Annotated in this window: 22 protein-coding genes; 9 read left to right on the top strand and 13 right to left on the bottom strand. The window is 50.3% G+C overall.

Translation table 11 applies throughout. The annotated features are described in order from the left end of the window. Nucleotides 1–85: 85 nt before the first annotated feature. From ACQUQM_RS24045 to ACQUQM_RS24035, 3 genes are all read left to right on the top strand, one after another. On the top strand, nucleotides 86–799 hold the full coding sequence (locus ACQUQM_RS24045; RefSeq protein ID WP_432472393.1) for a 16S rRNA (uracil(1498)-N(3))-methyltransferase: 714 nt from the start codon (nucleotides 86–88) through the stop codon (nucleotides 797–799). A 229-nt stretch (nucleotides 800–1,028) separates the two neighbouring features. Continuing rightward, complete coding sequence (locus tag ACQUQM_RS24040; RefSeq protein WP_432472392.1) at nucleotides 1,029–2,060, top strand: Fe(3+) ABC transporter substrate-binding protein; 1,032 nt, start codon at nucleotides 1,029–1,031, stop codon at nucleotides 2,058–2,060. Nucleotides 2,061–2,162: 102 nt separating this feature from the next. Then, the gene (locus ACQUQM_RS24035) at nucleotides 2,163–3,842 is read left to right on the top strand and encodes an ABC transporter permease (protein ID WP_432472391.1); all 1,680 of its coding nucleotides are present in this window, start codon (nucleotides 2,163–2,165) and stop codon (nucleotides 3,840–3,842) included. A 307-nt stretch (nucleotides 3,843–4,149) separates the two neighbouring features. On the opposite strand, the gene ACQUQM_RS24030 is transcribed toward ACQUQM_RS24035, so the two are convergent. The 5 genes from ACQUQM_RS24030 to ampD all read right to left on the bottom strand — a co-directional run bounded on the left by ACQUQM_RS24030 (nucleotide 4,150) and on the right by ampD (nucleotide 7,470). Next, nucleotides 4,150–5,196, bottom strand: a complete 1,047-nt coding sequence (locus ACQUQM_RS24030) for an ABC transporter ATP-binding protein (protein ID WP_432472390.1) — start codon at nucleotides 5,194–5,196, stop codon at nucleotides 4,150–4,152. 365 nt (nucleotides 5,197–5,561) lie between these two features. Then, nucleotides 5,562–5,699, bottom strand: coding sequence for a hypothetical protein (locus ACQUQM_RS24025; RefSeq protein WP_432472389.1), 138 nt, complete (start codon nucleotides 5,697–5,699; stop codon nucleotides 5,562–5,564). Between the two features lie 70 nt (nucleotides 5,700–5,769). Beyond that, the gene (locus tag ACQUQM_RS24020) at nucleotides 5,770–5,907 is read right to left on the bottom strand and encodes a hypothetical protein (protein WP_432472389.1); all 138 of its coding nucleotides are present in this window, start codon (nucleotides 5,905–5,907) and stop codon (nucleotides 5,770–5,772) included. Nucleotides 5,908–5,977: 70 nt separating this feature from the next. Then, entirely contained in the window at nucleotides 5,978–6,859 is an 882-nt protein-coding gene (locus ACQUQM_RS24015) for a hypothetical protein (protein WP_432472388.1), read from the bottom strand. Further along, on the bottom strand, nucleotides 6,856–7,470 hold the full coding sequence (ampD, locus tag ACQUQM_RS24010; protein ID WP_432472387.1) for a 1,6-anhydro-N-acetylmuramyl-L-alanine amidase AmpD: 615 nt from the start codon (nucleotides 7,468–7,470) through the stop codon (nucleotides 6,856–6,858). Before ampD ends, ACQUQM_RS24015 begins: the two co-directional genes overlap by 4 nt. 266 nt (nucleotides 7,471–7,736) lie before the next feature. Here ampD and nadC point away from each other — a divergent pair, with 266 nt between their 5' ends. Beyond that, the gene (gene nadC / locus ACQUQM_RS24005) at nucleotides 7,737–8,582 is read left to right on the top strand and encodes a carboxylating nicotinate-nucleotide diphosphorylase (RefSeq protein WP_432472386.1); all 846 of its coding nucleotides are present in this window, start codon (nucleotides 7,737–7,739) and stop codon (nucleotides 8,580–8,582) included. Between the two features lie 234 nt (nucleotides 8,583–8,816). Here nadC and ACQUQM_RS24000 read toward each other — a convergent pair whose 3' ends face one another. Then, the gene (locus tag ACQUQM_RS24000; RefSeq protein WP_432472385.1) at nucleotides 8,817–9,176 is read right to left on the bottom strand and encodes a hypothetical protein; all 360 of its coding nucleotides are present in this window, start codon (nucleotides 9,174–9,176) and stop codon (nucleotides 8,817–8,819) included. 146 nt (nucleotides 9,177–9,322) lie between these two features. Next, nucleotides 9,323–9,781 carry a pilin gene (locus tag ACQUQM_RS23995; protein WP_432472384.1) on the bottom strand — a complete coding sequence of 153 codons (459 nt, stop codon included), beginning with the start codon at nucleotides 9,779–9,781 and terminating at the stop codon, nucleotides 9,323–9,325. A 252-nt stretch (nucleotides 9,782–10,033) separates the two neighbouring features. On the opposite strand from ACQUQM_RS23995, the gene pilB reads away from it, so the two are divergent. The 5 genes from pilB to ACQUQM_RS23970 all read left to right on the top strand — a co-directional run bounded on the left by pilB (nucleotide 10,034) and on the right by ACQUQM_RS23970 (nucleotide 15,118). Further along, nucleotides 10,034–11,752 (top strand): type IV-A pilus assembly ATPase PilB, encoded by a 1,719-nt coding sequence (gene pilB, locus ACQUQM_RS23990; protein WP_432472383.1) that lies wholly within the window; start codon nucleotides 10,034–10,036, stop codon nucleotides 11,750–11,752. Nucleotides 11,753–11,922: 170 nt separating this feature from the next. After that, nucleotides 11,923–13,161 carry a type II secretion system F family protein gene (locus ACQUQM_RS23985; RefSeq protein WP_432472382.1) on the top strand — a complete coding sequence of 413 codons (1,239 nt, stop codon included), beginning with the start codon at nucleotides 11,923–11,925 and terminating at the stop codon, nucleotides 13,159–13,161. Between the two features lie 79 nt (nucleotides 13,162–13,240). Further along, entirely contained in the window at nucleotides 13,241–14,131 is an 891-nt protein-coding gene (locus ACQUQM_RS23980) for a prepilin peptidase (RefSeq protein WP_432472381.1), read from the top strand. 74 nt (nucleotides 14,132–14,205) lie between these two features. Then, on the top strand, nucleotides 14,206–14,820 hold the full coding sequence (coaE, locus tag ACQUQM_RS23975; RefSeq protein ID WP_432472380.1) for a dephospho-CoA kinase: 615 nt from the start codon (nucleotides 14,206–14,208) through the stop codon (nucleotides 14,818–14,820). Between the two features lie 73 nt (nucleotides 14,821–14,893). After that, the gene (locus tag ACQUQM_RS23970) at nucleotides 14,894–15,118 is read left to right on the top strand and encodes a DNA gyrase inhibitor YacG (protein WP_432472379.1); all 225 of its coding nucleotides are present in this window, start codon (nucleotides 14,894–14,896) and stop codon (nucleotides 15,116–15,118) included. 3 nt (nucleotides 15,119–15,121) lie between these two features. Here ACQUQM_RS23970 and ACQUQM_RS23965 read toward each other — a convergent pair whose 3' ends face one another. The 6 genes from ACQUQM_RS23965 to ftsA form a co-directional block, all read right to left on the bottom strand. Then, nucleotides 15,122–16,078 carry a Nudix family hydrolase gene (locus ACQUQM_RS23965; protein ID WP_432472378.1) on the bottom strand — a complete coding sequence of 319 codons (957 nt, stop codon included), beginning with the start codon at nucleotides 16,076–16,078 and terminating at the stop codon, nucleotides 15,122–15,124. 106 nt (nucleotides 16,079–16,184) lie between these two features. Then, a complete protein-coding gene (argJ, locus tag ACQUQM_RS23960) occupies nucleotides 16,185–17,402 on the bottom strand; it encodes a bifunctional glutamate N-acetyltransferase/amino-acid acetyltransferase ArgJ (protein WP_432472377.1) in 1,218 nt (405 codons plus the stop codon). An 89-nt stretch (nucleotides 17,403–17,491) separates the two neighbouring features. Next, nucleotides 17,492–20,242: a preprotein translocase subunit SecA gene (secA, locus tag ACQUQM_RS23955; RefSeq protein WP_432472376.1), complete on the bottom strand. Its 2,751-nt coding sequence runs from the start codon at nucleotides 20,240–20,242 to the stop codon at nucleotides 17,492–17,494. A 353-nt stretch (nucleotides 20,243–20,595) separates the two neighbouring features. After that, entirely contained in the window at nucleotides 20,596–21,510 is a 915-nt protein-coding gene (lpxC, locus tag ACQUQM_RS23950; RefSeq protein ID WP_432472375.1) for a UDP-3-O-acyl-N-acetylglucosamine deacetylase, read from the bottom strand. A 132-nt stretch (nucleotides 21,511–21,642) separates the two neighbouring features. Then, nucleotides 21,643–22,839 (bottom strand): cell division protein FtsZ, encoded by a 1,197-nt coding sequence (gene ftsZ, locus ACQUQM_RS23945; RefSeq protein ID WP_432472374.1) that lies wholly within the window; start codon nucleotides 22,837–22,839, stop codon nucleotides 21,643–21,645. Between the two features lie 141 nt (nucleotides 22,840–22,980). Beyond that, entirely contained in the window at nucleotides 22,981–24,201 is a 1,221-nt protein-coding gene (gene ftsA / locus ACQUQM_RS23940) for a cell division protein FtsA (RefSeq protein ID WP_432472373.1), read from the bottom strand. Between the last annotated feature and the right edge of the window lie 114 nt (nucleotides 24,202–24,315).

The following is a 24,315-nucleotide window of genomic DNA, read 5'->3' as shown; positions in this document are numbered from 1 at the left end:
ACTAACTATCAGCACTAGCCTGGCTGCTGGCGGCCAGGTTTGCACTGCATTAGAATGGCCTCCTTTTATTAACATCGGCTCTGTAATGAATCTAATCCTGCTGTTTGAATCTGACTTTATCGCCGATAGCCGGGTACAGATCTCAGACCGACGTTTTTATCATATCCGCGATATCCATCAACCGACGCCCGGCGACACTTTAAAAGTAGGCTCACTTGACGGTTTAATTGGTCAGGGCACAGTGACTGAGCTTACAGATTCAGGTATTTCCCTGACTGTCGATCTGCAGCAGCAACCACCTGCACCGTTAGCAGCCACTATGATTCTGGCCCTGCCGCGACCTAAAATGCTCAAGCGAACCCTGCAAACAATTACCAGCATGGGGGTAAAGCAGCTGTATCTGGTCAACGCCTATAAGGTCGATAAAAGCTACTGGTCATCCCCCCTGCTCAGCCCTGAGAAAATCCATGAACAACTATTGTTAGGCCTGGAGCAGGCGGGTGATACCGTTCTGCCAGAGATACATCTGCGTAAACGCTTCAAACCTTTTGTCGAAGATGAGCTGCCCGCCATCGCTGCAGGCACCCGGGCGCTGGTCGCACACCCCTATGACGCAACGTCCTGTCCTCCCGCCGAGAACGTCGCTACCACCATAGCCATCGGCCCGGAAGGCGGATTTATTCCCTATGAAGTCGAAAAACTCAACCAAACCGGTTTCGAATCCATTCATCTCGGCAACCGGATACTGCGGGTAGAAAATGCAGTACCGGTTATCCTGGCACGGTTGTTTCCTGTCTGACTGATCCCTGACTGACTTTCATCTGTGGCAACGTTCTACCTTTATAGATACTCGGCGATAGCCCCTGTATCAGCTAACTCAAACAGCGGGGAAAATATGATCTGCATCAATACAACTGAGAATCATACTCATTTGTATTGACAAGCAGTTAAATATTAATGAGAATACTTCGCATTCATATTCTATGTATGATTTCGTTCCCGAACTCAGACCGATCAGGATACTAACAATGCGCAATACTTTTAAAAAACTGGCTTTCGCCGCCCTGCCACTGACTATTGCAGTTACATCTGTACAAGCCAGCGAAGAAGTAAATATCTACTCTTACCGCCAACAGTTCCTGATTCAGCCTATGTTGGATGCTTTCACTGAAAAGACCGGCATCAAAACCAACGTAGTATTCGCTAAGAAGGGCCTGATTGAGCGTCTGGAAAACGAAGGCAAGAACTCTCCTGCAGATATCGTACTGACCTCCGATATCGGCCCACTGTACGATGTTGTGGCTAAAGGCCTGACTCAGCCGGTACAGAGCGATGTACTGGAAAAGAATATCCCGGCTCAATTCCGTGATCCAGCTGATCACTGGTTCGGCCTGACCGCTCGCACCCGTCTGGTTTACGCGTCTAAAGATCGCGTTCAAGAGGGCGAGTTTGCAACTTATGAAGACCTGGCTGACCCTAAGTGGAAAGGTCGTATCTGTACCCGTAGCGGCAAGCACTCCTACAACCTGTCTCTGGTTGGTTCTATGATCGCTCACCACGGTGAAGCACAAGCTGAACAATGGCTTGAAGGCCTGAAGGCTAACCTGGCGCGTAAACCACAAGGTAACGACCGGGCACAGGTTAAAGCGGTTAAAGAGGGAGTTTGCGACCTGGCACTGGGTAACTCTTACTACTTCGGTAAGATGATCACCAACGAGAAGAACCCGGAACAGAAAGACTGGGCTAACTCTGTAAACCTGGTATTCCCTAACCAGGCTGATCGTGGCGCGCACATGAACATCTCAGGCGCAGCTCTGACTAAATACGCTCCTCACGCGGATAGCGCTGTTAAGCTGATGGAATTCCTCAGTGAAGCTCAGGCTCAGGCAATGTATGCCGAAGCAAACTATGAGTTCCCGGTTCGTCCAGGCACTAAGCGTTCTGAGCTGATCGAGCAGTACATGGGTGAGTTTAAGGAAGACACTATCAACCTGCAGAAGGTTGCCGAGCTGCGTGCTCAGGCTGCACGTCTGGCTGATAAGGTTGGCTTCGATAACTAATCATCCAGCCAGCCTGTCGATTAAACCCGAACGTTATAGGGTTTAATCGACAATTAGTATTGAAAACGGTAGTCTTCGCGCTACCGTTTTTTGGTTGTGAGAATGATGGAACAGAATACTGCAGTAACCGCATCGATACCGCGCCGCAAGAATTATCTGCTGGGTTGGTATAGCTGTACCTGGAGCACCGCTCTGATGGTAGCACTGCCGGTACTCTCCGTCTTCTATCTGGCCTTTTTCCCAAAAGAGAATATCTGGGCTCACCTGGCCGATACCGTACTGCCGGTATATATCATCACCACCCTTGAGCTAATGATTGGCGTGGGGGTGCTTGCGGTAGCGACCGGTGTCTGCGGCGCCTGGCTGGTGACTATGTGTCGCTTCCCGGGACGACGTATTTTTGAATGGGCCCTGCTCCTGCCCTTTGCCGTTCCCGCCTATGTAATCGCCTACGTTTATACCGACCTGCTGGAATATTCCGGCCCGCTTCAGATCGCCCTGCGCGAACTCTTTGGCTGGCAAAGTGCCAGAGATTACTGGTTCCCGGATATCCGCACCCTTGGCGGTGCAATACTGATGCTGGCGATGGTGCTTTACCCTTATGTCTATCTGCTGGCCCGCGCCTCGTTTCTCGAACAATCTACCACTATTCATGATGCCAGCCGGACCTTAGGCTGCACTCCGTTTCAGAGTTTCTACAGGGTTTCACTGCCCATCGCCAGGCCCGCCATTGCTGTTGGCCTGTCACTGGTATCGATGGAAACCATCAATGACTTTGGCACTGTGGATTATTTTGCAGTTAAGAGCATGAGCGCCGGTATCTACGACACCTGGCTTAACATGGGCAACCTGGGTGGCGCAGCACAGATCGCCAGTATGATGATGATCTTTGTGGTCATGCTGATCTGGCTGGAACGACTGGCACGAGCTAAGCAGCGCCAGTTTCACAGTTCTGATCGTTACAAAACCCTGACCGGCTACCAGCTTTCCGGATTCAAGGCCTGGGGCGCAACCCTGCTCTGCGCCATTCCGGTTATCACCGGCTTCCTGATTCCTGTCTGGGTACTGGCTGACTATGCACTCGATAATATCGATCAGCTCTGGACCGAGGACTTCATCAGCTATGCCAGCAACAGCTTTATACTGTCCAGCAGCGCAGCGATTATCACAATCCTGATCGCGCTGCTGCTGGCCTATTCAAAAAGACTACATGACAGAAGCAGCCTTAAGTTTGCTGCGCAGTTCTCCAGCCTGGGTTACGCTATGCCCGGTGCGGTACTGGCTATTGGTGTTATTATCCCGCTGGCTGCATTCGATAATGCGGTAGATAGCCTGATGGAGCAGATGTTTGGTATATCCACAGGTCTGTTACTCAGCGGTACAGTATTCGCAGTGGTTTTTGCTTACGTGGTACGTTTCCTGGCGGTATCCGCAGGTTCGGTTGATTCCAGCCTGTCTAAGGTAACCCAAAGTATGGATATGGCAGCCCGCTCACTGGGCTACACCCCACTGCAGACGCTGATAAAGGTTCACCTGCCCCTGATCAAAGGCGGTATTATGACCGCCGCCCTGGTGGTGTTTGTTGATTGCATGAAAGAGCTGCCAGCGACCCTGATTTTGCGACCGTTCAATTACGACACTCTGGCCACCTACGTCTATCAGTTTGCATCCGATGAGATGCTTGAAGCAAGTTCGCTGGCGGCGCTGCTGATTGTACTGGTTGGTATTATTCCGGTGATATTGCTGAGCAGGACTATTTCATCCACACGAAGCAGCAACTAATAACAGCCCTGCGGGTTGTTATAGGTCATTAATCTCAATCATCGCGACGAGGGTCGCTCCCACAGACTCTTACCGCAAATTGTTATGAGTAGGCGGCGGTGCCTCCGCGGCGAAGAAATTGATTGTAGCAAAGAACTCATCGCGACGAGCACCCGAAGGGGCATGCCAGCGTCACTCCTACAGACTCATACAAGAAGTTGGTATATGTAGTAGGAGGCGTGCCCCGCGGCGAAGAAGTTGATTGTAGCAAAGAGCTACATCGCGACGAGTACCCGAAGGGGCATGCCAGCGTCGCTCCCACAAGCCTTTAAAGATTAAACGCGATAGGCCGGTGCGGAGCGATATGCAGGGATACCTGAGCGCCAACGTCGATCAGCAACGGCTCGAATATTTCCGACTCGATCATACGCCCTGATGGCAAGCTCAGCTGATACACCACCGAACTGCCTAAAAACTCCTTCTGTTCGACTGTCGCCATCACATCGCCGCGCTCAATACTCGGACGAATATCGGTGGGGCGTATAAACAGCGACAGGTCGCGGCCCTGTGTCGCGCCAAAAGGCTCGGCAAATTCGATAGTCCCTAACTCAGTTTTAATACAGGTATCGCTAAGGCAGCTGCCATCGTACAGCTCCCCCTTACCTACGAAACCGGCGACCATCGGATTAACGGGATTGTAGTACAGTTCAGCAGGCGTTCCCCACTGCTGCATCTTGCCGTCAGCCAGAACGCCGATCTTATCACTGATCGCGAACGCTTCTTCCTGATCGTGGGTCACCATAATCGCGGCAATATTCTGCGTTTTAAGGATACTACGCACCTGCAACGCCAGCTGACGACGCAGATCGGTATCCAGGTTGGAAAACGGCTCATCCATCAACAGCAACTTAGGCTTTGGCGCCAACGCGCGCGCAAGGGCGACACGCTGCTGCTGACCACCGGAAAGTTCGTGAGGGTAACGCTCTGAGATATCCGGCAACTCAACCAGTTTGAGCAGTTCAGCCACCCGGGAGCGCTGTACAGAACGACTCTCACGATGCAGGCCAAAGGCGATATTATCGAACACGCTCAGGTGTGGAAACAGCGCGTAATCCTGAAAGACCACGCCGATCTCCCGCTGCTCCGGCGGTACTGTGTATTCCGTTGAAGAGATCTGGTGCTGATGCTTCTGAATAGAACCGGACAACACCGGGTTAAAACCGGCGATAGCACGCAGCACCGTGGTTTTACCACAACCACTGGGGCCAAGCAGACAGGCGATTTCGCCCGGCTCGATAACAAAATCAAGCTGTTCGACGATCTCGATATTATCGTAGCCGCAACTCAGGGACCGGATCTCAAGCAGATTGCTCATTATTGGCTCTTAACAGATAACTAATGATAATGTAGTGCTGCGTATTATAAATACAAATCATTATCAGTTATAGATAATATCCACATAATTTGTAAAACAATGACGCAGCGCAAAAGCTTTAGACCGCTACTGGCGCAGCTAGCTAGAACAAAAGGCAAGCCTTTCTACCAGAACATCAAACAAGTTCGATTCCTAGTGGCTAGAAAAAGCTTACAACCTTCTTAAATTCCTGTGCGCCAGGTTTATGCTCTCACTCCGCAAGAACGACCGGTACATGTAGGAGGCGCGCCCTCGCGGCGAATCGCCACGAGGCTCACAAAGGATAGTCTGGCGCCCGAATACCAAGAGTCCGCTAAAAAAAGGACTTAAAGCAAAGGGCTTTCGATACCCAGCATAGTCAGCAAGCCGAATACCACCAGCCAGAGCACAGCAGAACGGCGTACCAGTGTAGTGATCCGTTGCAGTTCATCGGCGGCCTGAAGACGGAACTCAGAGTCTGACATTACTTTTGCCCGGGTTTAACATAGTCGTATTGCTGATGACTATCATCTTTGTTTCTAAAGCATATTCTATTTACAGCAACGGACTCTCTATTCCCAACATAGTAAGTAAGCCGAATACCACCAGCCAGAGCACAGCAGAACGGCGTACCAGTGTAGTGATCCGTTGCAGTTCATCGGCGGCCTGAAGACGGAACTCAGAGTCTGACATTACTTTTGCCCGGGTTTAACATAGTCGTATTGCTGATGACTATCATCTTTGTTTCTAAAGCATATTCTATTTACAGCAACGGACTCTCTATTCCCAACATAGTAAGTAAGCCGAATACCACCAGCCAGAGCACAGCAGAACGGCGTACCAGTGTAGTGATCCGTTGCAGTTCATCGGCGGCCTGAAGACGGAACTCGGAATCCGACATTACCTTAGGGTTAGCGTATTGCTGATGACTGTCTTCACCGATCGCGCCTAAGGCGATATGGAACAACCATCGCTCGCTGGTTGCATCCCGGTTGCCGTGACTTTTCAACTGGTCATAGGCCCCCAGCCCATTACCGACGATAAAAAAGCTGTAACCCAGCAACCGACAAGGCAACCAAAGCAGTAAAGAAGCGAACTTCTGCCCTGCTACGGCCCCCTTCTGAGACTGAGGCTGAACCTGAGCTTGGGAATTAAGACACCATGCGGTCCATAAGCCAAGGAACAGACCCGGAACACCGAGACAGGCATACCAGAAAAGCAACAGGAAAAAAGATACCAGGCTCTGAAAGGCAAACTGCTTGCACACCGCATAATGCACGCTGCGGGCATCATCAACCGGTTCCCGGTCAGGCAGATCAAAGCTTGTTGCTGCATCCAGATACGCCGCCTGATAATCCCCCCGGCACCAGTCTTCGGCATAGCCAGCCGTCAGATTATAGGCTGACCAGTGCGGCAGGTAGATAAACAGAATCAGTAACTCGATAAGCAAAATACCACTGCCATAGCCCCAGTAGCCAAACTGTTGCAGCACGTATTCAATAAACACCAGATAAACGATGATCATGCCCCACTGAAACCAACCCTCGCCGGTAACCGTATAGCGTCTTGCCATGGCTGTAGCCCAGGCCGGACGACTCCTGAAGCGCCCCAGAATCATCAGTAACATCAATGCTAAAAATTTCATGTGATTTCCTTCTGGTCAGCGCTGTCTGGTTGTACTCTCTGTTCCAGGTTCAAAAGCTCGCGATAATAGTTCCAGTTAAAAGCATCCCCGGGGTCTGTCTTGCGCCCCGGCGCAATATCACTATGGCCGGTCAAAGCATCTGCATTAAGTTCAGGATATTGCCTGATCAGGGACGCAGTCACTTCGGCTAAACTGACATACTGCTGCCGGGTATAAGGTATATCGTCGGCACCTTCAAGCTCGATGCCGATAGAAAAATCATTGCACTCTGTTCTGCCACAATACTCCGATTGCCCGGCATGCCAGGCCCGCTTATCAAAAGGTACAAACTGAATCAGTGTGCCATCGCGCTGAATCAGCAGATGTGCCGAAACAGTCAGTCCGGCAATCCCGGCAAAGTAAGGGTGCGCATCTTGATCCAGCTTATTCTGGAAAAATTGCTGGATATAGCCACCGCCGAAGCGTTTCGGCGGCAGGCTGATATTATGGATCACCAGAAGCTCAGGTACCGCTGTTTCGGGCCGGTCATTATGATTCGGCGACGGGCAGCGCTCTGCACTTTCAATCCAGCCGTCCCTGATCATTATTCCCATGCGATAAACATCCTTCACAACTGATACCCTTTACAACTAATATCCTTTACAACCAGTACCCTTCTATAAGAAAGCACCGATTTTTGCTATCTGGTCACGACACTTTCCGCTAAAATAGCGAGCCTCGATAGTAGCACGCCCAGGCTCCCTACAAGAAGCTTGAAAGCGGCGTACCAGATCAACATTTAGCCGTATTTTAAGCAAAGCTGAATACAAGCTCTTCCGACTTACATTCTGCTTAACTATTGTTTAATTACTGCTTTGATTAGAGACAGACCGACACTATGGCCAACACCAGACTGCTGCAGGACATTGAAAACACCGTACGGATCGCTCTTGCCGAAGATATCGGCGATGGCGATATAACCGCTCGCCTGATACCGGAGCAGCAGCAGGCAAAGGCACGGGTAATCTGCCGCCAGGATGCTGTTATCTGCGGCGTTGACTGGGTCAATGAAGTGTTCCGCCAGGTTGACGACAGCGTCCAGATCAACTGGCTGGTGAAGGATGGCGACAGCGTCAGCGAAGATCAGCCACTGTTCGAGATGTCAGGCTCTGCCCGCTCCTTGCTGACCGCTGAACGCAGCGCACTTAACTTTCTGCAAACCCTATCTGCCACCGCTACGGCCAGCGCTTTCTATGCTTCACTGGTGACCGGTACCGGCGTAAAAATTCTCGATACCCGCAAGACTATCCCCGGCCTGCGCAACGCCCAGAAATACGCGGTAAGTTGTGGCGGCTGTTTCAACCATCGCATAGGCCTGTACGACGCGTTCCTGATCAAAGAGAACCACATCATGGCCTGCGGTTCGATCAAGGCCGCGATCAGCACTGCCAAGACCAATGAACCGGGTAAGCCGGTCGAAGTCGAAGTCGAATCCTTCGATGAGATGCAACAGGCACTGGATGCCGGCGCTGATATCATCATGCTCGACAACTTCGACCACGCAGGCTTGCGCCTTGCGGTGGAGCGGAACAAGCAGCACCCCACCCCGGCCAAGCTCGAAGCTTCCGGCGGTATCGACCAGAACACCCTGCGCAGCATTGCCGAGACCGGGGTTGATTATATTTCTATTGGTTTGCTGACTAAGGATTGTTCTGCGGTTGATCTTTCGATGCGGTTTATATAAGTAGCCAGAACGTCGCTTCGCGACTGCCAGAACGGAAGGTAAACCTTCCTGCCAGTGGCTAGATAAATTCGTTAGTTTTTGCTGAATTTTTCAGTGAATGACAGGCTTGAATTAAGAAAAAGAAAAACCGCCTGCAGGGCGGTTTTTTTTGACTTATTATTTCCTAAACGGAAACAATAACGCTGTTTTATCAGATTACCCAGTTTGGGTAGCAGACCTTGGCAGAAGTAATATTTAATCGCTTTTACGCCGGCAATCGGCGCCACCGATCATCTCCCAATCATCGCTTTTCTGGATTTTCAGGATATCGTAGACCTCGACCACGGTACGATTGATATCGTGGCGCCAGAGGATCTTACAGATCTCTTTTGCGCTGTAATGACGCTTCTCACCGTCATCGCGGGGCAACATACCTATCGCCAGTACACCACCGTCAGACCACCATACCGGCGTTGCCGGGTATTTGTCTGGTTGTGCTGCAAGGTCGGCTTCAACGACTGCTCGCTTATCAATAGATAGAGGCTCTTCATAGAGGAAATAAGTAACCGCTGCGGTAATAGCGATCAGGGCGATCAAGATTGTTTTTTTGTTCATTTATTAATTCTACTTATAGATACTGACTGTGTTGATAAGACAGGATATCAACTGATTTGGATAGTAGAAAAAAGGATAACACGCAAAAAAAAACCCCGGATAGATACCGAGGTTTAATTTTAATGGCGTATTACAAAATTATGCTATTAACACCAGCCGTTAGTTCCACAGGAGCCGCCCTTAGTCCACTGGACAGAGTTAGATGTGATACCTGCTTGCAATGTATATGTAGCGGAAGACGCAGTAATACTTTGAGAAGTAGCAGTTACTAAACCACCACTTGTGATTGTTACTGAAGCTACATAACCGCCTTGACCATTTGCATCAGATACAGCTGAAGTAACTCCTGTATTCGCGGCAGCAGAAGCGATAGTTCCTTCTTCAGCATATGCTACTTCGAATGCAGTTTTAACCGCAGAAGTTGCAACAACTACTTCAGAAAATTTAGCTTTGTTCGTATAGTTTTGATAAGCCGGCAACGCAATCGCAGCCAGAATACCGATAATCGCCACGACGATCATCAATTCAATCAGGGTAAAACCTTGTTGTTTCTTTGTTGTGTTAATCATTGTTAACTCTCCAGCGAGTAAAGTATTCATCATCATCCCTGCTCCGAACGACTCTTTCCCTTGCCTAGCGACTTTTCATCCATGCTCCATACAAGCCTGATACGATAATAGCCTAACAAATATTGGTGTCCAGTGACCCAGAGCAAGTGCCCGTTGATTTTCAAACCGACGCAATAATGTTACTTTACAAATAGATAACAATACAAGGATGCCCTGAGTCGATCTTCGGGATAAAATCGGAGTAAGATTCGGAATGATATCAAAGGTGATTTTCTTTAGGGGATACAGATGAGTGTGCAACCTTTTCAGCCGCTGAGTGGTCTTGCGCGTCGGTTAGTCAATGATGGTGTTTTTTCCTCCGATGTAGCGATGGATGCCCTGAAAACCGCCCGCAAAGATAATACGCCCTTTATCAAACATATTATCGAAAACCGGCTGGTCAGCGCGTATCGTGCAGCAGCCGCAGCCGCCGACGAATTCGGTATTCCTCTGTTTGATCTCGACGTGCTGGACCCGGATGCGATCCCCCAGGGGCTGGTCGATGAGAAACTGATCAATAAACACCATGCGCTGCCCCTGATCAAGCGGGAAAACCGTATCTATGTGGCAATTTCCGATCCGACCAATATCCAGGCGCTTGACGAATTCAAGTTCCATACTGGCACCACTACTGAAGCGGTAATAGTCGAAGAGGATAAGCTCAACCGGCTGATAGAGAGCTTTCTCGAAGATCAGAACTCGGCTCTGGACGGGTTGGATGATACCGATCTGGATAACCTGGAGATCGATGAGGGAGTAGAAGAGGTTCAGGAAGATAACGGCGAAGAGGCCGCTAACGATGCGCCTATCGTCCGTTTCGTCAATAAGATTCTGCTCGACGCTATTAAGAACGGCGCCTCAGATATCCATTTCGAGCCTTACGAAAAAAGCTACCGTATTCGCTGCCGTACCGACGGTATACTGCAGGAGGTGGCTAAACCCCCGTCTAATCTGGCCTCCCGCCTCTGCGCACGTCTTAAAGTTATGTCGCAGATGGACATCTCCGAGCGACGTATGCCGCAAGATGGCCGGATCAAGATGAAGATCTCAAAAAACCGTGCTATCGACTTCCGGGTAAACACCCTGCCGACCTTATGGGGCGAGAAAGTGGTACTGCGTATCCTCGACCCGACCAGCGCTAAAATGGGTATCGAAGCGCTGGGGTATGAAGACGACCAGAAAGAGATGTTTATGCAAACCCTGCATAAGCCCCAGGGGATGATTCTGGTTACCGGGCCGACCGGTAGTGGTAAAACAGTATCCCTCTATACCGGCCTGAATATACTCAACACCGTGGAGCGGAATATATCTACCGCGGAAGACCCCGTGGAGATCAACCTTGAGGGTATAAACCAGGTACATGTGAATACCAAGGTGGGCCTGACCTTTGCCGAAGCTCTGCGTTCCTTTCTGCGTCAAGACCCCGATGTAGTGATGGTCGGTGAGATCCGGGATATCGAAACCGCAGAAATAGCGATTAAAGCGGCCCAGACAGGTCATATGGTACTCTCTACCCTGCACACAAACAGTGCCCCGGAGACCCTGACCCGACTTCGTAACATGGGTGTGCCCGCCTTCAACATTGCGACTTCTGTATCTCTGATTATCGCCCAGCGGCTTGGTCGCCGCCTCTGCTCTGCCTGTAAGAAACCGGCAAATATTCCCGAGATCACCCTGCTTGAAGAGGGTTTCACCCAGCAACAGATCGATGCAGGATTGCAGTTGTTTGAGCATAACCCCGACGGCTGTAACAAATGTAACAAAGGCTATAAAGGCCGGGTCGGCATCTATGAAACCATGCAGATGACCCCGGATATCCAGGAGGTAATTATGAGTAATGGCAACTCCCTGGATATTATCAAGGTTGCAGAAAAACAGGGTTTCCGCCCACTGGCAAAATCAGGACTGCTCAAAGTTGCCCAGGGCGTTACCAGCCTGGAAGAGATGAATCGGGTAATAAAAACCTGACTATGGTTATTAAACTATGGTCATCAAAATGAGTGGCTCACGCTGGATTCAGCAAGGCCAAGCTCAATATAATACAAGCTCAATATAATTTAAGTTCAATAACCAAACTCTATTTAACTGGTTTATTGCCGTTAACCTTAAGTTATTCCTGACTACCGGAACCGCATCAGATGGCCACAGTTAAGCAAAAAACCAAGCGTGAAAAGCCGCCCGTTACTTTCAATTGGGAGGGCAAGGACAAGAGTGGCAACGCCAGTAAAGGCTCGATCAATGCGGAAAGCGTCTCGACGGCACGCGCACTGCTGCGCAAACAAGGCATTATGCCCAAGAAAGTGCGCAAGCAGACTCACAGTATGTTCAGTTCACATAACAAACCGATCAAGCCACTCGATATAGCGCTGTTTACCCGGCAGATGGCGACTATGCTGAAATCCGGCGTGCCACTGTTGCAGGGCTTCGAGATCGTTGCCAACGGCGTTGAAAAGGCCAAAATGAAGCAGGTGATCCACGACCTGAAAAGCGACGTTAACGGCGGTACCAGCTTTGCAAAAGCACTGGAACGACACCCAAAGCATTTCGACGACCTGTACTGTTCTCTGGTCAACGCCGGCGAAAGCTCCGGTGCGTTAGAAACCATGCTCGACCGAATCGCTTCTTATAAAGAGAAGATGGAGAAACTAAAGGCAAAGATAAAAAAAGCGATGACCTACCCGATCGCAGTTATCGTCATCGGCCTGATCGTATCAGCCATACTGCTGATCAAAGTAGTGCCGCAGTTTGAGGCCGTTTTTTCAAGTTTCGGTGCCGACCTGCCCGCATTTACCCTTTTCGTTGTAGGCTTGTCTGAAATAGCCCAGGACTGGTGGTTTATAGCGCTGATAGCCATAATCGCCAGCGGTTTCATATTTCAGAAGACTCATGAAAAGTCGCAAAAATTCCGCGAATTTCTCGATCGTACGGTATTAAAGCTGCCGATCATCGGCAAGATTCTGCATAATTCAGCCATCGCCCGCTTCTCCAGAACTCTTGCCACAACCTTTGCTGCAGGTGTACCTCTTGTCGATGCACTGGATTCCGCTGCAGGCGCTTCCGGCAATGTGGTCTATGAAAAAGCGATTCATCAGATAAAGAACGGCGTATCCACTGGCCAGTCGCTACAAAATGCTGTCACTATGACCGGACTTTTTCCACCGATGGCCACACAGATGATCGCTATCGGTGAAGAAGCGGGCTCCTTAGATATGATGCTGGATAAGGTCGCCAGCTTCTATGAAGATGAAGTAGACGATGCGGTAGATAATTTATCAACACTGATCGAGCCGATGATTATGGCGGTACTGGGTGTTCTGGTCGGTGGCCTGGTTATCGCAATGTACCTGCCGATCTTCCAGCTGGGTAACGTAGTTTAACGAACGTTTAAAGAATTACATCATGATCCTGAAGCTTTGCATACCAGGTAATCACTCTTCGTAAAAATAAGGGCTTGCGATGCTGTTGCAGACTATTTCCGCTAACATCTGGCTGGCCGTCGGGCTGGCCTTTATTTTTTCACTGCTGGTCGGCAGTTTTCTCAATGTCGTTATCCACCGCCTCCCGCTAATGATGGAGCGGGAATGGAAGCTTGAGGCTCAGCTTATGGCTGCAGCAACGGACGATTCCGGCCATCAACAGGTCTCACCCGAACTGACACAGCCCTATAATCTTGCGGTACCCGCCTCGACCTGCCCCGGTTGCCAGCACCGGATTCGCTGGTATGAAAACATCCCGCTTATCAGTTACCTTTTTTTAAGAGGCCAGTGTTCTTCCTGTGCAGCGCCTATTTCACTTCGCTATCCTGTTATAGAACTGCTGACGGCGGCTATTTCCGCACTTATCGTTTACCTCTATGGCTTCAATCTGATTGCGCTGAGTGCGGTATTTTTCAGTTGGTGTCTGGTCGCTCTGACCGCTATCGATATAGATCACCAATTACTGCCCGATAAAATCACCCTGCCCCTGCTCTGGCTCGGCCTGATCATCAACAGCTTTGGTATATTCACTACCCTGCCCCTGGCCTTATGGGGAGCTGTCCTGGGCTACCTCTCGCTGTGGTCGGTGTATTGGCTGTTTAAGCTGGTGACCGGTAAGGAGGGCATGGGTTACGGCGACTTTAAGCTGCTTGCTGCCTTAGGCGCCTGGGCCGGAGCCGATATGCTGCCGCTGATTATTCTCTGCTCATCGCTTATAGGCGCAATAGTAGGCGGGCTTATGATTGCGCTCACCCGCCACGGATCGCAAACGCCTATCCCATTCGGCCCGTATCTGGCTGGTGCCGGTTGGATAGCCCTGCTCTGGGGCCATGAAATTACCGGTCTGTATCTGAGTTATATCGGGTTATAATCAAACCATAAGCTATGCACCTGGTTATCAGCCGGGATTTTTGAAAGTTATACAGCTATTAAATAGGAAGCACTATGTTTGTAGTCGGCTTAACAGGCGGTATCGGAAGCGGAAAATCGGCGCTCTCCCGTCACTTTGAAGCACTCGGTATTCTGGTCATTGATGCCGATCAGGTCGCCCGCGAAGTAGTTGAACCTGGCGAGTCGGCATTGAGCAGCATCGTCACCCGCTTTGGTGCAGAGGCACTGCTTGAGAACGGCTCATTAGATCGCCGCTATCTGCGTGAGGTGGTATTTGCCGAGCCGAAACAACGAAACTGGCTGGAACAGCTGTTGCACCCGATCATTCGTGACCGGATCATGCAAAAGCTCGAGCAGTCTGACTCACGCTACACCATCCTCAGTTCCCCCCTGCTGCTGGAAACGGACCAGCATCTGCTGGTAAACCATATAATCGTTGTCGATGCTCCTGAAGCACAGCAGATCGAGCGTACAATGGCCCGTGATTCGAGCAGTGAAGAACAAGTCCGAGCCATTATCGCCGCCCAGATGGAACGCAGCGAACGGATCGGTAAAGCAGATGACCTGGTCGATAACAGCGGCAGTGAAAATGACCTGCAACCTTTAGCTCTGGCCCTGCATGAACAGTTTCTCAAACAGGCGCAGCAGGACTGGGAAGCGGAACATTAATAATATAAGCAAATATGTTGGGCTTACTGCTTGAATCCAGCAAAGCCGAATAACTTTGATTGAGTAACGCCGTATGAATAGACCTAAGATCGCCTGCCCGCAATGTGGCCAAAAGCAAGAGTGGTCAACGGACAACCCGCACCGCCCCTTCTGTAGCGAACGCTGTCGCATGATAGACCTTGGCGCCTGGGCCAGCGAAGAATATCAGATCCCTACCGAGCCAACCGAGAATGAATACAGCAGTAGTTTTGAAGATCCGGAAAGCGGAATGATGCCAGGGCATCGAAAGCTACACTAACGATTACCCGGTAGTTTGTTCTGCTTTCTGAAAAGCCGATATAGCAGCGATACCCTGACCTCCGGACGCTTGGCAATCGGCTAAATCATCCGGGCCAACCCCACCCAGCGCATATACAGGAATAGGATAAGCATTAGCCAGCCGGGCAAACTCCTGCCAGCCTAAAGCCGGTGTTTCCGGATGGCTACTGGTATGCTTGACCGGCGACAGCGTGACATAATCCAAACCTAAGCTAACTGCACGTTCAAGCTGTACTTCGTTATGACAAGAAGCACCTAACCAGCGACCGTTAAATTGCTGACGCTGTTGTAGATCTTGCAGACGTGCGGAGCTCAGGTGCAGGGCATCGATACCGGCAAGATTACCCTCCTCGACAGTGCCATTAAGAACTAACCCCGCTCGCCCTGACAGCTGCTGCTTCAACTGAGCTGCTAGTTGCACCTGAGCCGTACTACTAAGGTTTTTAGCCCTTAACATCAACCAATCGGCACCATTGCCGATAGCAGTTTCAGCTATAGCAGAATACTCAGATAGAACGACTTGAGGGGTGATAGCGATAGTTTGAGGCAGTAGCAGTGAGTTAACTATAGGCTGGTTCGCCGCAGGAAATTGATACTCCGTCAGCTGATCCGGTTTAACCCAGCGCACTTCCTGCCCTTCCCTGCCATAAGCCTGTCCAGAGTAGCCCTTGACGCAGAATACATCGAGTAATACGGATTTATCCGGGTAGTGATACGGCACTTTAATCAAAGGCCGGGTTGCCGCCAGATCGATCTCTATGCCCAGCTCTTCATACAGTTCTCTGGCGAGAGCCTGACAAACATCTTCACTGGCCTCGACCTTGCCACCGGGAAACTCCCAAAGGCCACCCTGATGCTGCTTCTCATCACGTAAAGCCAGCAACAGCTGGCCCCGGGTATTAAAAATAGCGGCGGCCGCCACATGAATCAGTCTGGACAATGAAACAGCCCCCGTGGCAGGTAAGGTTATTCTTAGGGTGTCAGATTACGAACTGACTTACTTTGAGAGCGCCCTTTTAACAAGGCGCTTACTTTAACAGCACTTTTTAAGATCGATAGTCTGCATTGATCGCTACGTAGTCTTTACTCAGATCTGTTGTCCAGACCGTTTCGGACAGCTCGCCCCGGTTCAGCACGATACGGATCAGAATATCTTCTTCATCCATCACTGCCTGCCCGGCAGCTTCTGTATAGCTATCAGCCCGGCCACCATTGTCAACGATACAAACATCGCCTAGGTAGATCTGCAACGCATCGACATCCAGGTTTTCAACACCGGCATAACCGACAGCAGCCAGAATACGACCCCAGTTAGGGTCACTGGCGAACAGTGCAGTTTTGACCAGTGGAGAGTGGGCAACGGCATAAGCCGCCTTCAGCGCTTCCTCAGAGGTGGCAGCCTGTTCAACGCTGATCGTAACGAACTTAGTCGCACCTTCACCATCACGCACGATAGCTTGTGCCAGCGCCAGCATTATCTCATCCAAAGCGGTATTAAACGCCTCGAACAAGGCCTGATCAGACTCACTAACCTGCAGTGCCTTGGCCCCAGTGGCGACCAACATGCAGGAGTCGTTAGTCGAAGTATCACCGTCAATCGTCACCCGGTTAAAGGTCAGATCAGCAGAACGCTTCAGCATCTTTTGTAGCAATGTAGCATCAACGGTCACATCGGTAGCAACGTAAGCCAGCATCGTCGCCATATTTGGCTTGATCATGCCGGCACCTTTAGAGATACCGGTCAGGGTGATAACTTCGCCCTGGTATTCGAACTGTACTGAATAGGCTTTTGGCCGGGTATCCGTTGTCGTGATACCGCTCGCTGCCGCCAGCCAGCCATCCTCGGTCAAAGCATCAAATGCAGCAGGCACCGCTGCAGTGATCTTCTCGACCGGCAGCTTTTCACCGATAACACCGGTGGAATAAGGTAACACCTGTTCTATTGTGATACCGGCATGGTCCGCCACCGCCTGACAGCAGGTCAGTGCATCCTGATAACCCTCTTTGCCAGTACCGGCATTGGCGTTACCGGTATTGATCAATAGGTACGAAGGCATCCCTTTCGCCAGATGCGCCTTGCTGATCTGTACCGGCGCTGCACAAAATTGATTGAGCGTGAACACACCAGCAACAGTCGCGTTTGCAGTCAACTCCATTATAACGAGGTCTTTACGGCCAGGAGTTTTAACACCGGCAGACGTTGTACCTAAACGAAATCCCGCCACCGGATGTAGTGTTGGAAGAGTATCTGGACCTACCGCCATAACGGACTCCTTAAAACCTTTTAATCTCTACAAAAAAAGAAAGCAGCTTCGCTGCTTTCTTATTTAATCACAATACCTTAATCAGGCTATCAGTTAAGTTTGCCGTGGCACTGTTTGTACTTCTTACCCGACCCACAAGGACAAGGCTCATTGCGACCTACTTTCTTATCCTCACGGACAAAAGGTTCAGAGGCTTTTCCACTTTCTTCGGCCTCACCATCTACCGCTTCGCTACCTTGTCCGCTCAGCGCTGAGCTTTCCTCGTGACGGAAATTCATCTGCTGCTGTTCGGCCTGTTCACGACGTTGCTGTTCCATCGCCTCGATCTCTTCCGGCTGACGCACCTGCACGTTACTCAGAATCTTAATCACGTCGGTCTTAATGTGCTCCAGCAACTCTTCAAACAGAATGAAAGATTCGCGCTTGTACTCCTGCTTCGGGTTTTTCTGTGCATAACCACGCAGATGGATACCCTGACGCAACAGGTCCATCGACTGCAGATGCTCTTTCCACAGCGTATCCAGTACCTGCAGCATCACCTGCTTCTCAAACAGGCGCATGTTTTCAGTTCCCACCAAAGCCTCTTTAGCCTGATAGTCTTCGTTAATGTCCCGCAGAATTCGCTCACGCAGCAGATCTTCATGCAGGCTGTCATCTTTATCCAGCCATTCCTGAATAGGCATTTCCAGACCGAATTCGGCCTGAATATGCTTTTCCAGACCGGGAATATCCCACTGCTCGTCAAGGCTCTGTGGCTGAATATAGTTATTGATACCGCTTTCGATTACTTCAGTACGCACGGCTTCGATAGTTTCAGAAATATCACTGGTCGCCATCAGCTCATTACGCTGATCGTAAACCGCGCGACGCTGATCGTTAGCCACATCATCATACTCAAGCAGCTGTTTACGAATATCGTAGTTGCGGCCTTCAACTTTACGCTGCGCCTTTTCGATCGCATTAGAAACCATCTTATGCTCGATCGCTTCGCCTTTCTCCATACCCAGCGCCTGCATAAACTGACGCACTCGCTCAGAAGCGAAGATCCGCATCAGATCATCTTCCAGCGACAGGAAGAAACGGGAGGAACCGTTATCACCCTGACGACCGGCACGACCACGCAGCTGGTTATCGATACGACGGGACTCGTGACGCTCGGTACCGATAATGTGCAGACCACCGGCTTCGAGCACCGCATCGTGGCGCTTCTGCCATTCAGCTTTAGCCCGCTCAATCTCAGCCTCTGTCGGATTTTCGAGCTGTTCCAATACTGCTTCCAGCTTGCCGCCCAATACGATATCCGTACCACGACCCGCCATGTTGGTTGCGATAGTAACGGCACTGGCACGACCGGCTTCGGAGATAATGCCCGCTTCCATACCGTGCTTCTTAGCATTAAGAACGTTATGCGCGATGTTCTTTTTCTTCAGGAAAGCTGAGATCAGTTCCGATGATTCTACCGATGCAGTACCCACCAATACCGGACGTTCTTCTGCAACGCAGTGCTCGATCTCTTTCAGGATAGCTTCGTACTTTTCTTCGATAGTAAGGAAAACCAGATCGTTATAGTCGTTCCGGGCAACGGCCACGTTAGTCGGAATAACAACCACATCCAGACCGTAGATCTGATTAAGCTCGAACGCTTCAGTATCCGCAGTACCGGTCATACCGGACAATGTTTCATAGAGGCGGAAGTAGTTCTGAAAGGTAGTCGATGCCAGCGTCTGGCTTTCCTGATTGATATGCACGCCTTCTTTGGCTTCAACCGCCTGATGCAGGCCTTCAGACCAGCGACGGCCTGGCATGATCCGTCCGGTGTGCTCATCGACGATAACAATCTGGTCATCCTGGATAATATAGTCGACATCACGCTGGAACAGATTATGCGCACGCAGAGCTGCCAGCACATGGTGTAACAGGCTCAGGTTTTGTGGTGCGTAAAGGCTTTCACCTTCACCCAGAATATCTTTCTCAACCAGCATCTCTTCAACGCGCTGATGGCCCTGTTCGGTCAGTTCTACGCTACGGTTCTTTTCATCAACTGCAAAATCACCATCGATCTCCTCTTCGCTCTTCGGATCGATCTCGCCATCATACTGGCGCAGAGAAGGTATCAGGGTATTCATCTGGCGGTACATTTCTGAGCTGTCTTCAGCCGGACCGGAAATAATCAACGGAGTCCGCGCTTCATCGATAAGGATGGAGTCCACCTCATCGACTACCGCAAAATGAAAATCACGCTGGACTTTGTCTTCTACGCTGAACGCCATATTGTCGCGCAGGTAGTCAAAGCCAAATTCGTTGTTAGTACCGTAGGTAATATCAGCCTGATAAGCGGCACGTTTAGTTTCAGGCTCCTGCCCAGATAAAACCACGCCGACGGTCAGCCCCAGGGCTTCATAGAGTGGGCGCATCCATTCAGCATCACGACTCGCCAGATAATCGTTTACTGTTACTACGTGTACGCCACGTCCGGTTAATGCATTCAGGTAAACAGGCAGTGTTGCTACCAGCGTCTTACCTTCACCGGTACGCATCTCTGCGACTTTGCCATCGTGCAGCGTGATACCACCAACCATCTGCACATCGAAGTGACGCATTGCCATTACCTGCTTCGACGCTTCCCGGACCAGGGCAAACGCTTCGGGAAGAATTGCATCGAGTGTTTCACCTTGTGCGATACGTCCCTTCAGCTCGGCCGTCCTGGCTTTCAGACCATCAGCAGACAAACCTTCCAGCTCACTCTCAAAACTATTTATCTGCTTAACGATCTTCCCCATCCGTTTGAGTTCACGATCGTTCTTGCTTCCAAAAATCTTCTTTAACATCGAAGTCAACATAGTCTGATTTTTAACCCTTGAGAGCTGGCTTAAGCTGATGGAATCTATACCGGGAACTAACTGAGTCAGATACCCTATATCCCTGAAATTTAACGCAACATTCTACCTGTATTGGGGCATGAAAACGAACTTCAATAGCTATTATTTTTTTCCCTGATTCAGGGCATGAACATGAACCTCAATAGCTTTTATTTATTCCCCTGATTCAAGACATGAAAACGAACCTCAATAGCCAACATCTTTTACCTGATTCAGGGCATGAAACGAACCACGGTAGCTGATATATTTCCAAAAAATTCAAGGCATAAAAAAACCGGGCTTAAAGCCCGGTTTCCTGGAATTAAAGTTCTGAATCAAACAACAATTGCTGGTTTCAGATAGGAGATAGGTGCTGCAGAGTCCTGCTCCTCATAGGTCGCCAACTCCCAGGCATCCTCTGTCTCGAGCAGTTTTCGCAGCAGCAGGTTATTCAGATAGTGACCCGACTTGTGACCATGGAACTCACCAATCAGGCTCTTACCCAGCAGGTACAGATCACCGACCGCATCCAGAACCTTATGTTTAACGAACTCATCATCGTAGCGCAGACCGTCTTCGTTCAGAATCCGATAGTCATCAACTACGATAGCATTATCCATGCTGCCACCCAGCGCCAGGTTCTGAGCGCGCAGGTATTCAATATCACGCATAAAACCAAAAGTACGCGCGCGGCTTACTTCTTTGACAAATGAGGTACTTGAGAAATCAAGACTGGCTTCCATATTGCGACCGGCAAAAGCAGGATGATCAAAGTCGATAGTAAAGCCTACTTTAAAGCCGTTGAATGGCTTAAAGCTCGCCACTTTATCATCCATCGAAACAGTGACTTCTTTCAAAATCCGGATAAATTGTTTCGGTGCAGACTGCTCTTCGATTCCGGCAGACTGAATCAGAAAAACAAAGGGTGCAGCACTACCATCCATGATGGGTACTTCTTCAGCACTCAGTTCGACATAGGCATTATCGATACCCAGGCCAGCCATTGCCGATAAAAGATGCTCAACGGTAGATACCCGGACATCGCCTTTTTGCAGGTTGGTCGACAAAGTCGTATCGCCAACATTCTTGGCACAGGCATGAATTTCTACAACAGGCTCAAGATCGACACGGCGGAAAACAATACCAGTGTTAACCGGCGCCGGTTTCAGTGACAAGTACACTTTCTGCCCGGTGTGCAGGCCAACGCCTGTCGCTTTAATGCTGTTCCGTAGAGTACGTTGTCCGATCATATTTCCTGCCAAGGTTGAGTTCACGCAATATTAACGCGACATTGTAACAATATTAACGCATTCGCAGCAATAATATATTAGCCTGAGATATTCTCAGGAATCCGTCTCGCCAACGACCTGAACAAATCCAGTTTAATCAGCCTGACGTCGTAAAAATGTCGGGATATCCAGATAAGACTCCACCTCATTATCTGTTCCGGTGTTCGATAGCTTCGGCTCAGAAAGTTCAGCTTGCGGCTTCATATTATTCTCAGCCTTGATATCGTCTGCTTTGCGACGCAATACTGCGGGTAATTCAAGCCGTTGCAGGTCAAGCGAGCCATCCGGCTTGCGGGTATTACTGACCACTTTTACGGTTTCATCCTGCTTAATATCACGGTTTAATCCCGTAGCAACAACAGTGACCTTAATATGATCAGTCATCTCAGGATCGATAACCGTCCCGACAACAACAGTGGCGTCATCTGATGCAAACTCTTCCACTACCTGACCGACTTCAGAGAACTCACCCAGGCCCAGATCCAGACCTGCAGTAATATTGACCAAAATTCCGCGGGCACCTTGCAGATCCACATCTTCCAGTAACGGACTGCGTACCGCCGCCTCAGCCGCTTCAACCGCACGATTTTCACCTTTGGCCGAACCGGTACCCATCATCGCGGTACCCATTTCAGACATCACGGTGCGCACGTCGGCGAAATCGACGTTGATCATACCCGGACGGATGATAAGATCGGAGATACCTTGTACCGCACCTTTCAGAACATCATTAGCGGCGATGAATGCATTGATCAGACTGCAGTTTTTACCAAGCACCTGCATCAACTTTTCATTCGGTACGATAATCAGGGAATCAACATTTTCAGACAGCTCTTTGATCCCCTCCTCGGCAATTTTCAGGCGCTTACGTCCTTCAAACGGGAACGGCTTAGTAACTACCGCAACCGTCAGTATACCCAGTTCTTTAGCCACTTCCGCAACGATAGGGGCCGCACCGGTTCCGGTACCACCACCCATACCTGCGGTGATGAAGATCATATCCGCACCACTGAGCATATCAGCGATCTGGTCACGATCTTCCAGTGCAGCCTGACGGCCGATTTCCGGGTTAGCACCGGCCCCCAGCCCTTTAGTAATCTCAGAACCCAGCTGCAATACGCTTTCGGCACCCATATTGTTGAGTGCCTGCGAGTCCGTATTGGCGCAGATAAATTCGACCCCATCCACTTCCGCGGATACCATATGCTGTACTGCATTGCCGCCGCCACCGCCGACGCCAACAACTTTAATTACAGCACTCGATGCTACGCTGTTCAGTAATTCAAACATATCCCTTTCCCCTCAGGTTCAGTGCCCAACCCGCACCTGGTTATTGCAATCTTTTTTCTGCTCATCCCTGCCGTCCGGTTGGCGGAGGATAAAACACTTAATATCAAAAAACGGTACTACTATTTAAAAACGGTACTACTGTTAAAAATTGCCCTTGAACCAGGCTTTCATCCGGTTCAATACATTCGGCCGCATGATCTCTTCCTCGATCAATACCGCTTCACCTACCGGCTGTATACTGTCCTGTTTAGCATATTGCAGCAGGCCGATACCGGTGGCATAAACAGGGCTGCACAGAATATCCTCCATGCCCCGCACCCCTTTCGGGATCGCCAGCCGTACCGGCATATGAAAGATCTCTTCGGCCAGTTCGACCGCGCCTTCCATCTTTGCCGTGCCGCCGGTCAGAACGATGCCAGCTGCCGTTAAATCTTCAAATCCGCTACGTCGCAGCTCTGCCTGTATCAGGGTGAACAGTTCGTCATAACGCGGCTCTACCACTTCAGCCAATGCCTGGCGGGACAAATCCCGCGCCGGACGATCACCGACACTCGGTACTTTGATCGTCTCATTAGCATTAGCTAGCTGCGCCAGCGCGCAGGCATATTTCATCTTAATATCTTCGGCATGGGGCGTCGGAGTCCGCAGCGCCATGGCGATATCATTTGTAACCTGGTCTCCGGCGATCGGAATCACCGCAGTATGGCGGATCGCGCCACCGGTGAAGATAGCAATATCGGTGGTACCACCACCCATATCCACCATACACACGCCCAGCTCTTTCTCATCTTCGGTCAGTACTGAGTAGCTGGAGGCCAGCTGTTCCAGTACGGCGTTATCCACTTCGAGGCCACAACGCCGAACACACTTCTCTATATTCTGGACCGCATTCACCGCTCCGGTGACAAGGTGTACCCGGGCTTCCAGGCGCACCCCAGACATCCCCCGCGGCTCACGAATACCTTCCTGGTTATCGATTACATATTCCTGCGGCAGGATATGTAAAATCTTCTGATCGGCGGGAATTGCCACCGCACGCGCAGCATCAATCACCCGTTCCAGGTCATGCTGCATCACTTCACCATCGCGCACTGCGACGATACCGTAGGAATTCATACTGTTAATATGGCTCCCGGCCACACCTACGGTTACCGAGTGGATCTTACAACCAGCCATCAGCTCAGCTTCTTCAACCGCCCGTTGGATCGAGTGCACGGTGGATTCGATATTGACCACCACCCCTCGCTTCAAACCACGGGACTCATGCGAACCAATGCCTACGATATCGATCGTGCCGTCGAGGCCTACTTCACCCACCAGACAGACTACCTTAGAGGTACCTATGTCTAATGCTACGATCATATTGCTAACTGACTCTAAACGCCTGTTCACACTTATTAACCTTTTAGTACCCTTGTAGTACCCTTTGAGTTCCGACCCTGTTTTCAAAGCCGGTTGCTTACACCACTTAATACT

Origin of the sequence: Amphritea sp. HPY, from assembly GCF_050870985.1 — a bacterium.
In the GTDB taxonomy this organism is placed as follows: Bacteria; Pseudomonadota; Gammaproteobacteria; order Pseudomonadales; family Balneatricaceae; genus Amphritea.
This window is presented reverse-complemented; position numbering and strand designations above follow the sequence as displayed.

Bases quoted from the DNA above. Each gene is read 5' to 3' on its own strand.
- ACQUQM_RS24020 (WP_432472389.1), bottom strand. From the start codon at position 5,907: ATGTCAGACTCTGAGTTCCGTCTTCAGGCCGCCGATGAACTGCAACGG.
- argJ (WP_432472377.1), bottom strand. From the start codon at position 17,402: ATGGCGGTAGGTCCAGATACTCTTCCAACACTACATCCGGTGGCGGGA.
- ftsA (WP_432472373.1), bottom strand. From the start codon at position 24,201: ATGATCGTAGCATTAGACATAGGTACCTCTAAGGTAGTCTGTCTGGTG.
- ACQUQM_RS24045 (WP_432472393.1), top strand. From the start codon at position 86: ATGAATCTAATCCTGCTGTTTGAATCTGACTTTATCGCCGATAGCCGG.
- ACQUQM_RS23980 (WP_432472381.1), top strand. From the start codon at position 13,241: ATGCTGTTGCAGACTATTTCCGCTAACATCTGGCTGGCCGTCGGGCTG.
- ACQUQM_RS24040 (WP_432472392.1), top strand. From the start codon at position 1,029: ATGCGCAATACTTTTAAAAAACTGGCTTTCGCCGCCCTGCCACTGACT.
- ACQUQM_RS24025 (WP_432472389.1), bottom strand. From the start codon at position 5,699: ATGTCAGACTCTGAGTTCCGTCTTCAGGCCGCCGATGAACTGCAACGG.
- ACQUQM_RS24030 (WP_432472390.1), bottom strand. From the start codon at position 5,196: ATGAGCAATCTGCTTGAGATCCGGTCCCTGAGTTGCGGCTACGATAAT.
- ACQUQM_RS23995 (WP_432472384.1), bottom strand. From the start codon at position 9,781: ATGATGATGAATACTTTACTCGCTGGAGAGTTAACAATGATTAACACA.
- ACQUQM_RS24000 (WP_432472385.1), bottom strand. From the start codon at position 9,176: ATGAACAAAAAAACAATCTTGATCGCCCTGATCGCTATTACCGCAGCG.
- ACQUQM_RS24015 (WP_432472388.1), bottom strand. From the start codon at position 6,859: ATGAAATTTTTAGCATTGATGTTACTGATGATTCTGGGGCGCTTCAGG.
- pilB (WP_432472383.1), top strand. From the start codon at position 10,034: ATGAGTGTGCAACCTTTTCAGCCGCTGAGTGGTCTTGCGCGTCGGTTA.
- nadC (WP_432472386.1), top strand. From the start codon at position 7,737: ATGGCCAACACCAGACTGCTGCAGGACATTGAAAACACCGTACGGATC.
- ftsZ (WP_432472374.1), bottom strand. From the start codon at position 22,839: ATGTTTGAATTACTGAACAGCGTAGCATCGAGTGCTGTAATTAAAGTT.
- lpxC (WP_432472375.1), bottom strand. From the start codon at position 21,510: ATGATCGGACAACGTACTCTACGGAACAGCATTAAAGCGACAGGCGTT.
- ACQUQM_RS23985 (WP_432472382.1), top strand. From the start codon at position 11,923: ATGGCCACAGTTAAGCAAAAAACCAAGCGTGAAAAGCCGCCCGTTACT.
- coaE (WP_432472380.1), top strand. From the start codon at position 14,206: ATGTTTGTAGTCGGCTTAACAGGCGGTATCGGAAGCGGAAAATCGGCG.
- ACQUQM_RS23970 (WP_432472379.1), top strand. From the start codon at position 14,894: ATGAATAGACCTAAGATCGCCTGCCCGCAATGTGGCCAAAAGCAAGAG.
- secA (WP_432472376.1), bottom strand. From the start codon at position 20,242: ATGTTGACTTCGATGTTAAAGAAGATTTTTGGAAGCAAGAACGATCGT.
- ACQUQM_RS24035 (WP_432472391.1), top strand. From the start codon at position 2,163: ATGATGGAACAGAATACTGCAGTAACCGCATCGATACCGCGCCGCAAG.